The sequence below is a fragment of the Cytobacillus sp. Bac17 genome (assembly GCF_024519925.1).
In the GTDB taxonomy this organism is placed as follows: domain Bacteria; phylum Bacillota; class Bacilli; order Bacillales; family Cytobacillaceae; genus Cytobacillus; species Cytobacillus pseudoceanisediminis.
In genome coordinates, this window is the sequence record NZ_JALJRC010000066.1 from 1 (window position 1) to 7,867 (window position 7,867).

Consider the following 7,867-nt stretch of genomic DNA (forward strand, 5'->3'; position numbering starts at 1 on the left):
CAAGAGGGCTCTTTTTTGTTCAAGTCCCGAAAATCCTTCTAACAGGAATGCTCCTTTTAAAATGTTTATTTATTTAATTACCAAATACTGTAGGGACAGGCTCTTGGTTTCAGATATCCAAATTCTATTGTACTTACCTGCTAAAATCGTGTTTCAATATAAAAATGAGTCCAAACCACTGAAATAATATTTGGGTATATCAATCTATATAAATTTGAAAAAATTTACCTGAATAATAATATTTTTATTTATCCGAGAGAAATGAGGTAGGAGAAAAGAAGAGAAGTGATCGAAAGAAATAAAAAAAAGCGGCCTATCCACTTATAAAGTGTAGGCCGCTTTTTTTCATTACACTAATATACTTGCTTGATTAATAGTATACATACTGAGCGCTAAAACGCCAATTCCGACTTTGGAGAACCAGGATTTATCAAAAAGACATCCTAAAATATACAATACTCCGCCACCAATAAGAAAAATAGCAGTCAAAACTAAATACAAATAAATCATCATGGGCATTTTTGGTTTCCTCCTATAATTTTTATAAAAAAAAGCACCCCTACCACAATTATTATTGTTAGTAGGGGTGCTCCCTTTTCATCTTATATAAATAAATTCTATCAAGGTATATTGGATATTTCTACTACTTTTTTTAAAATTTAATTAAAAAGCGAACATAAGCTGCTCTTTACTTACACCCTTATAATCAGTAGTTATAAGCTCCATTTTTTGTTCAATATCTTCCTCAATTTGTTGGAACATGCTGAGACGTTCTTTGCTTTTCCGTTCCTCTATAAATGCCTGGTTTCTTTTTATAATCTCACTCATGCGCTCTTTTTCATGCTTTGGTATTTTCGCATTAAATGGAGGGTTTGTCATCGTTCTATCAGGTTGAATCTCCCTGGCCATTGCGGCGACAATCTTTTTTTGAACCTCTAATGACAAAGACACCCACGGTTTACTTAACTCCTCTTCGAATGAATATATCTCGTGTTTCGCCAGATCCAGCGGATGAAAATACACATCAACAAACTCGCTGCCTTCTAAGAAGATGTTTTTAGGGCACGTAAACTCCCCTAGAAGGGAATCGCCGCAGTAAATTCTAGAGTCCACTTCAAGCTCAAAGTACTTGTTGATTCTGAGCTCTTTTGGGTCTGCATGCAAACCGATTACCGGCCTTGGAACATACAACATAGAAGGCTTATATAAAAAGGCCTGAATTGCCGCTGCACGTACCATAAGGTGCGATAGATCACTTGCTACCACATTTAAACTTTTGGATGGTAACACCATGGCTCCTGTTCCTACGCATGGTTCATAGACTAAATCTGTTAATGATTTATCATCATCACATTCTAGCATTCTATTCATTGTGAATTTAACGATATTATCACCAACTATTTAAGGATATCCTTGCCAACCCTTGAAATCACAACACTTTGTTCAATTTTCATAAGGAATTATACGAACAAAAAAAAAATCCCAAGGTATTATAGCTCAATTCATAAAGATTTTTGAATTTTAGGCAAGGATATAATTAAATATTATAATTAAGGCAAAGATATCCTTAATAAGTTATATCATATAAAACAGCAGGTGGAGTCATACCTATTAATTTAACTAACCCAACTAATACAGCCATCTCCTTTTTAAAAAGGTTTTTTACGTTCTGATTAACTTAATTATATTGATTGACTCTTTGGGATAAACCTAATTCCAAAATGGTTTCCTCCCACTTATCTCGATAAATTTTTTCAAAACCTGTTATAGTAAAAGGCAACTTACTATTTACTTTTCTAAAACTCGGATATATTCCGGAACGAAATAATTTAATAGTCTCTTCTCTTACTAATTCCATTCTTTCATTTTTTCTTTTTATACATACATCAGCTCTATACTTTCTATTTATTTCTTTTAACTGATCAATTAATTCAGGGAAGTATTTAATTAACGTAAAGTCTGAAACACCCAGTTGTTCTGCAATGTAAAGAATACTAATAGGTGCTTTTCTTTTGTGAGTAAGTTTAAGATATTCTTTCAAATCACTTTCTAGTTTTCTCACATCTACTCTTTTATACTTTCGTAATCTATTAATCTTTTTTTCATCTCTTACTTCTAATGAGAAATCAATATAGTTAGTAATCAATTCTCTCATTGAAATTTGATAGTATAAGCAAATATTAATAAAAGACTGTATAGTCAAGCCGTTCGAGTCTCCGCTAATATACCTGGAAATTTGTTTATCTGATATCCCAATGTTTTTTTCGAGATATTCCCGCTTGGGTGAAGGTATAATTTCATATAAACTTCTTAGGTTTTTTTGTATTATTTCTTTATTAAATGGATAATATTGCGAGGTGTTTTCCAGTAATTGACCAATTATGAAAACATTATCTAAATCTTTTTCAATTTTAACTTCAGCTGCCTCTCTCCCTAACCAGCTTTTACATTTTTGGCAATAGCCATTAATCATATTATATTGTAATGACTTTTGAATTGTATTTCAGTATGTACATTTATTTTCAAGCCTTATATGATGTATATGACAAATATCAACTAATTGAAAATTCCAAATTAACTTTTCATACACTGCGTCATTACTATCTTTCATTTCTTCTAGACAAATTGGGCACCAGTATTTATTTTCACTCAAAAGATAACATTTATTAATAATACCCTTATATGGAATCAGGGTTATATATTGCAAATCATTCCTTCCAGTTAATTTGTTAAGTATTTTACTATGCTTTTCCGCAGCAGTTGTAAGTCCATTAAATTTCGAAGTAGAAGTTTTATATATTGCTGATAGGTTTCTTCTCCGATATAATCCTTCTTTTTCAATCTCCTTAATTAAGATTTCATTAATCAGAGTATTAACATTAACACAATGTTCTTCAGACAACCTTGCTATGTAACTGGTTAAACTTTCAACTTCCATTGTTCCAATGTTAATTGGCGAGAGATTATACAAAACGCTTGTATCATTTTGGATATATACATTATCTTCCATTGCTTAAAACCCGCCTTATTTTGTTATTAATGATATTCAATTATTTTAATTTGCGTTCTCAAATTCTCCAAGTCCAACCTGATCTCGTTTTGGGTTTCTTTCACCCGGCTTTCTATTTCCAACCCTATTAGAAACATGTTCGTGTCCTATAGACTCTTCTTCTAAATTATTTAATCCAAGTTTTAAATAAATACTACTTTCCTTCGCCTTACTTTGCTTTAAGATCTTTTCTCCCTCAATAATCTCATCAGCAATTTTATCTACCTTATCTAAACTTAATGCAAATCTTTTATAATCTTCTAATAGCAGACACTTTTTTGCTGGGTCTTTTAAAAGGTTAAATTCTAAAGTTCGATTTAGCCATAATTTTAGGATTCCAACACAACCAGCAGAATGTATGAAAAAATATTCCCAATGATCTATTAATTGAAATTCCTCCTTTAAAGGCATATGTTTTTGGAACATCCAAAGTATGTTTTTAAAACTAATCCTATCCTCCTCAACCTCCGCTTTGTATCTTGGAAGGTGTACATCCATTCCCCTTCTTATTAATTGCCCCCCTAAATTCCGGAACTTTAATATGTCATAAGTTCCAATGAGTACAATTGGAACATTACTTTTTGATGCAAGGGATTTCAATGTTTCCATTTGATCTTTTAATTTTTTTGCATGAGCTATTCTTGTCATATGCTGTGCTTCATCAATTAAAAATACTTTTGGTTTTCTGTGTATTAATGCGTTTTCAAGAGATCTCCCATAAGTAGATCTACTATTATCTTTGGGTAAGATTCCTTTACTATTTACATAAATATTTTTTTTGAATTCAATCATGGGTTCCTTCAATTTTTCTAATGCCCTTATGTAAAAATCTTTCCAATCAAATTTACCATCGTCCGGAGAGATTACTTCCTCCCCAATTATGGGTATTAATCCCCTATCTTCATTCTTCTCTTCCTCTAATAATTCGTAAAAATACTTTAAAGTTTTATTAAAAATAGTTGATTTGCCTACACCTGTTGGTCCATAAACCAAGAGTATTTCATTTCTTTCACAGACCATTATATTATCTAATAATTCCTTAAATGCTTTATTCAAATGTGGATGAGCTACTGTGTATTCTTTAAAATAACTGATTCTATCTTCAACTGGTTTGTCTAAAAGATCACATGGGAAAAGTAGTTGATCCATTAGTAAAACTCCTCGTATACAACAAATTTAGTCTTTTTCTCATTACAATTTTTATTAGCGGGAACTGGTTCACCTTTTTTGTTTTCTTGATCAACTATTGAAAGATTCGTTGATGTCTTATTCTTTGAGACAAATTTTTTTGGTCTTGGATTGTTTGTTTGTCCTCCCTCAATGACCTGGAATACATTGTTCAACGCCTGGTCTCTTAAACGTTGTAATTCCAAAACTTCCTTAGCTTCGATAGATTCTAAAAAATTTACAATTAAATTTCCAGATATTTCTTTTTGTTCTCCTGTTATTTTCATCCTTTTTCTTAGTTCTTGAGTGGCAAGTTTAATTTCCTTTTCAGTTCTATTTTCAAACACATAAATATATTCAGACTGAAGCTTAATCCAATTTTTATTTACATATGCATAGGCATACCCTATGTTGTAAGGATCATATCTCACATGAACAGATTTTCTTTCTATTTCAGGATGTTCTAAAAAATCCGACCAATAATTAATATTATTTATTCTTACTCCTCGTCCCGGTTGTACAATCGCAGTTTTCTTTCTTGTAGATGGTAATGTTAACATTCTGAATGTTAAATCGTATTTAATCATAGTATGTTTTCTTTTACCTGTCTTATATAATCTGTTAATAAAGGTATTTCTAGGGCTATCTCCTAAGCTAGAATGTGCATATTGATCATAAACCTCATAGCACCACTGATGTAGGATTTCATAAAAGGATTCTAAAGTCCAAATTGCTTTATTCTTTGGATTAAAGTCCATTGTTACTTCTCTTATATTTTTCATGACTTGTGTGTTTCCCAATAAATTATCAATGAACATTGTATTTGTTGTTCCGAACAACCTCTCACAAACAGAGCCAAATTTTGGCTTTCCTCCTGGTCTCTTTTCTTTTCGTCCATTATATGTAGCAACCAGAGTATCAAAATAAACGCTATGAAATTCCTTTCCTCCATCAACAACTATGACTTTCGGAAACCTTGAATGCCTTCTAACACACTCCCGAATAACCATCATGCAAGAACGATAACTTGGTTCATCGAAAGTTAAATAAAACGCAAGAATTCTTCTTGAATATGCATCCATTAGAATTGTAAGCCACGGTCTTCCAAGATTCTTATTAGTTTCAGAGCAAACTAATTCAATATCTAATAATGTATGGTCAATATGACAGATATTAAATGGATAATCCCCATGTCTTGGTGCTGATAAATTCAATTCATAATAAAACTTTTCTGTTGAATAGGCTGCTTTCGGACCTCTTCTCTTTCTTATTTGATCATGAATTGGGCGTTTTTTGATCTCACTCCAAAAAGTTACAAAGCTTGGTGCTTCGAACCCCATGCACTTGCAAGCTTCTTCAAACTTTTTATATACAGAATACGCTTTTGGATTTCTTACATCTTCATATTTATCTTGAATATATTCTTCCATTAACGTTATTACCTCTGGTCTAAGTTTCCGAGACCTATTCCCTTGATTATGTCTAGCAGGAAGAAGTCCAACATATCCATTTCCTAACTTAATTTCAGCCTCCCTAAATTTCTTTTTCCAGTCTCTAAACGTTCTTGGTTTGACATTAAGTTCTTCTAAGCTTTCTCCGTTTAATGCACTAATTAAAATATTGTATTTTCTATTTGCTTCTTCCAACTCTGAAGGACTTGCCATCAGAAAGTACTGTAAAACATTATCATTTTCTGGTTGTTCTTCTTCATTAAAGCCTTTAATCGTTCCATTGTTTAAAAGCTTTGTAAAAGCTTCATGTGGTAACTCTAAAATATTTCCCTCATTTAAAATGGTAACTTTGAATTCAGTGATATTTAAAATAGTACAAAGATCCCCTCCCAATTCATTTGTTGACCTGGGTACATTTTAAAAGCGGAAGGATTAAATTCATCTTTTTTTTCTGACTTAGTTAAATTTACATAAGCAATTGCTACTTCATTACTAGAAAAAATGGGGAAATCACTAAAATCCGTGATTAAGTTGTTTTCTATATCTCCATAAACTTCATTGGTAGCAAGCAGCGTATATAAATCATCGGCATCGTAAATGTTGTCTAGAGAAATAAGTTCCTCAATTGTGGTACCCGGTTTTCTACCTATTAAAGTTTTAATCAGATTAATTTTTTGATCTTCTACTACTATATTTTCCGCAATTAGGTAGTCTTCCAAAAATCTTAAATTCCTTTGTAACGTCCAATTTATTTCTTTCGATGTACGTATCCTAAACGACAATCCATAATTATTAGAATAATCTTCTGCTGGAGGGCACCTCCAAACTCCATTCTCGTCTATCATGTACCTGCCCGGGTACTTTAAAATGAGTTTGCTCATTTCCTCTTCTGTTTTCCATTCTTCCCATCCTATCCAATCGTTTTCAATTACGAAAAAATCAGGGGTGTAAAGATGGCCCCGTCTTTTTCCCTTGTGTTGATAAACGATTTTAAAGGTAGAAGGTTGATCATAATACTCAACAACATCATTATTAAATTCCATTGTATAGATGGCCGCAAGTTCAAGTGTTCTACTTTCGAATTGTATAGTAAGCCCCATTTTTTTAGATGGATAAAAACCACTTACATTTTTGGCCTTACTGTGAACTTTTCGAACCGGATCAGAAGTTCTAATCCTATCTATTAAGGAAATAGTATTATCATCTAAACTCATTTTTTTATATAAATCATTTAGAGAATTCATTTCAAGATCCCCTTCATGGAAAAATAATATAAAAGCCCAGTTTTAATTTTTTCAGAGCCTTAATCTTAAATATAATACTTCTCTTTTAATTCTTTCCAAAATTTCGATACCTTCTCTTCTTTTACTAAGTATTTATCATTTAATAAGGACTCAACTTTTCTTCTACTTGGATATAGGTCATATTTTATTAACATACTAAAAGCTTCTTCCATTTTTTTCTTCATAAGTTTTGTCCTTTTTCTTTTTCCGCTAATTAAGAACTCTGAATAAATACCTTTGATAACCTCGCATTGTTTAGGATACTGCCTAGAAATTAGTCTTCTGTCACAATCACAAATTTTTGCTAGTCCGCTTATTGTCATTGGTATCTTTTCATTTATTACTTTTTCTAGTAACTTTTGAATTAAGAGATGATCTTTTTTCAGTCTTTTATTTTTTGAGCATTTTCTGTAGTCTAAATATTCAGCTTTATAACAAGCTTCTTCCTTCGATAAAAATTCCGTAATACTTAGATTAAGACACCTACAGATTTGTATTATAGAATCGATAGGTGGTATATTCTCTCCGTTTATCCAACATCTGAAAGTAGTTTTTGGAAAACCTAGCTTTTCCGCTGCTGTAGACAGTTTTCCTTCAAAGTTTCTACCTAAATAAAAATTTAAAGATTCAGAAATCTTATGTCGTTCGAGTTTTAAGTTCTTTTTTTTGTGGTTATAGGCCAACATATGAGCAATAAATTGCTCTCTATACAATTCATCAGAAATATTACTAATTAAATTCATTCCCAGCCAATTACCACATTTTGAGCAAAAACCCGGTCTAGCTTTACGGTCCAAAAAATACATATCTGAAGTACAAGTAGGACACTTATTTTCTAATTTGATCTTATGTATAAGACAGTTGTGAACGCTAGAATAAAGTTGACAGTTTTTGCTTGATAAGATTTTACACTTCTG

General features: G+C 31.7%; 8 protein-coding genes. All 8 read right to left on the reverse strand.

Annotated elements, in window-relative coordinates; genetic code table 11:
* Positions 1 to 348: 348 nt before the first annotated feature.
* The 8 genes from NR125_RS28975 to NR125_RS29010 all read right to left on the reverse strand — a co-directional run bounded on the left by NR125_RS28975 (position 349) and on the right by NR125_RS29010 (position 7,747).
* Positions 349 to 519, reverse strand: coding sequence for a hypothetical protein (locus tag NR125_RS28975; RefSeq protein WP_175502217.1), 171 nt, complete (start codon positions 517 to 519; stop codon positions 349 to 351).
* Between the two features lie 144 nt (positions 520 to 663).
* Positions 664 to 1,371, reverse strand: a complete 708-nt coding sequence (locus tag NR125_RS28980) for a hypothetical protein (RefSeq protein WP_139266887.1) — start codon at positions 1,369 to 1,371, stop codon at positions 664 to 666.
* 307 nt (positions 1,372 to 1,678) lie between these two features.
* Entirely contained in the window at positions 1,679 to 2,473 is a 795-nt protein-coding gene (locus tag NR125_RS28985; protein ID WP_256816810.1) for a hypothetical protein, read from the reverse strand.
* A 30-nt stretch (positions 2,474 to 2,503) separates the two neighbouring features.
* Positions 2,504 to 3,010 (reverse strand): TniQ family protein, encoded by a 507-nt coding sequence (locus NR125_RS28990; protein ID WP_256816811.1) that lies wholly within the window; start codon positions 3,008 to 3,010, stop codon positions 2,504 to 2,506.
* 45 nt (positions 3,011 to 3,055) lie between these two features.
* Positions 3,056 to 4,198, reverse strand: a complete 1,143-nt coding sequence (locus tag NR125_RS28995) for an AAA family ATPase (RefSeq protein WP_256816812.1) — start codon at positions 4,196 to 4,198, stop codon at positions 3,056 to 3,058.
* The gene (locus tag NR125_RS29000) at positions 4,198 to 6,060 is read right to left on the reverse strand and encodes a Mu transposase C-terminal domain-containing protein (RefSeq protein ID WP_256816814.1); all 1,863 of its coding nucleotides are present in this window, start codon (positions 6,058 to 6,060) and stop codon (positions 4,198 to 4,200) included. Before NR125_RS29000 ends, NR125_RS28995 begins: the two co-directional genes overlap by 1 nt.
* The gene (locus NR125_RS29005) at positions 6,033 to 6,911 is read right to left on the reverse strand and encodes a TnsA endonuclease N-terminal domain-containing protein (RefSeq protein ID WP_071159285.1); all 879 of its coding nucleotides are present in this window, start codon (positions 6,909 to 6,911) and stop codon (positions 6,033 to 6,035) included. Before NR125_RS29005 ends, NR125_RS29000 begins: the two co-directional genes overlap by 28 nt.
* Before the next feature lie 65 nt (positions 6,912 to 6,976).
* Entirely contained in the window at positions 6,977 to 7,747 is a 771-nt protein-coding gene (locus NR125_RS29010; protein ID WP_256816815.1) for a helix-turn-helix domain-containing protein, read from the reverse strand.
* Positions 7,748 to 7,867: the final 120 nt, after the last annotated feature.

What these genes read in the sequence shown, in the direction of transcription:
- NR125_RS28975 (WP_175502217.1), bottom strand. Translation starts at nt 519, where the DNA reads ATGCCCATGATGATTTATTTGTATTTAGTTTTGACTGCTATTTTTCTT.
- NR125_RS28980 (WP_139266887.1), bottom strand. Translation starts at nt 1,371, where the DNA reads ATGAATAGAATGCTAGAATGTGATGATGATAAATCATTAACAGATTTA.
- NR125_RS28985 (WP_256816810.1), bottom strand. Translation starts at nt 2,473, where the DNA reads ATGATTAATGGCTATTGCCAAAAATGTAAAAGCTGGTTAGGGAGAGAG.
- NR125_RS28990 (WP_256816811.1), bottom strand. Translation starts at nt 3,010, where the DNA reads ATGGAAGATAATGTATATATCCAAAATGATACAAGCGTTTTGTATAAT.
- NR125_RS28995 (WP_256816812.1), bottom strand. Translation starts at nt 4,198, where the DNA reads ATGGATCAACTACTTTTCCCATGTGATCTTTTAGACAAACCAGTTGAA.
- NR125_RS29005 (WP_071159285.1), bottom strand. Translation starts at nt 6,911, where the DNA reads ATGAATTCTCTAAATGATTTATATAAAAAAATGAGTTTAGATGATAAT.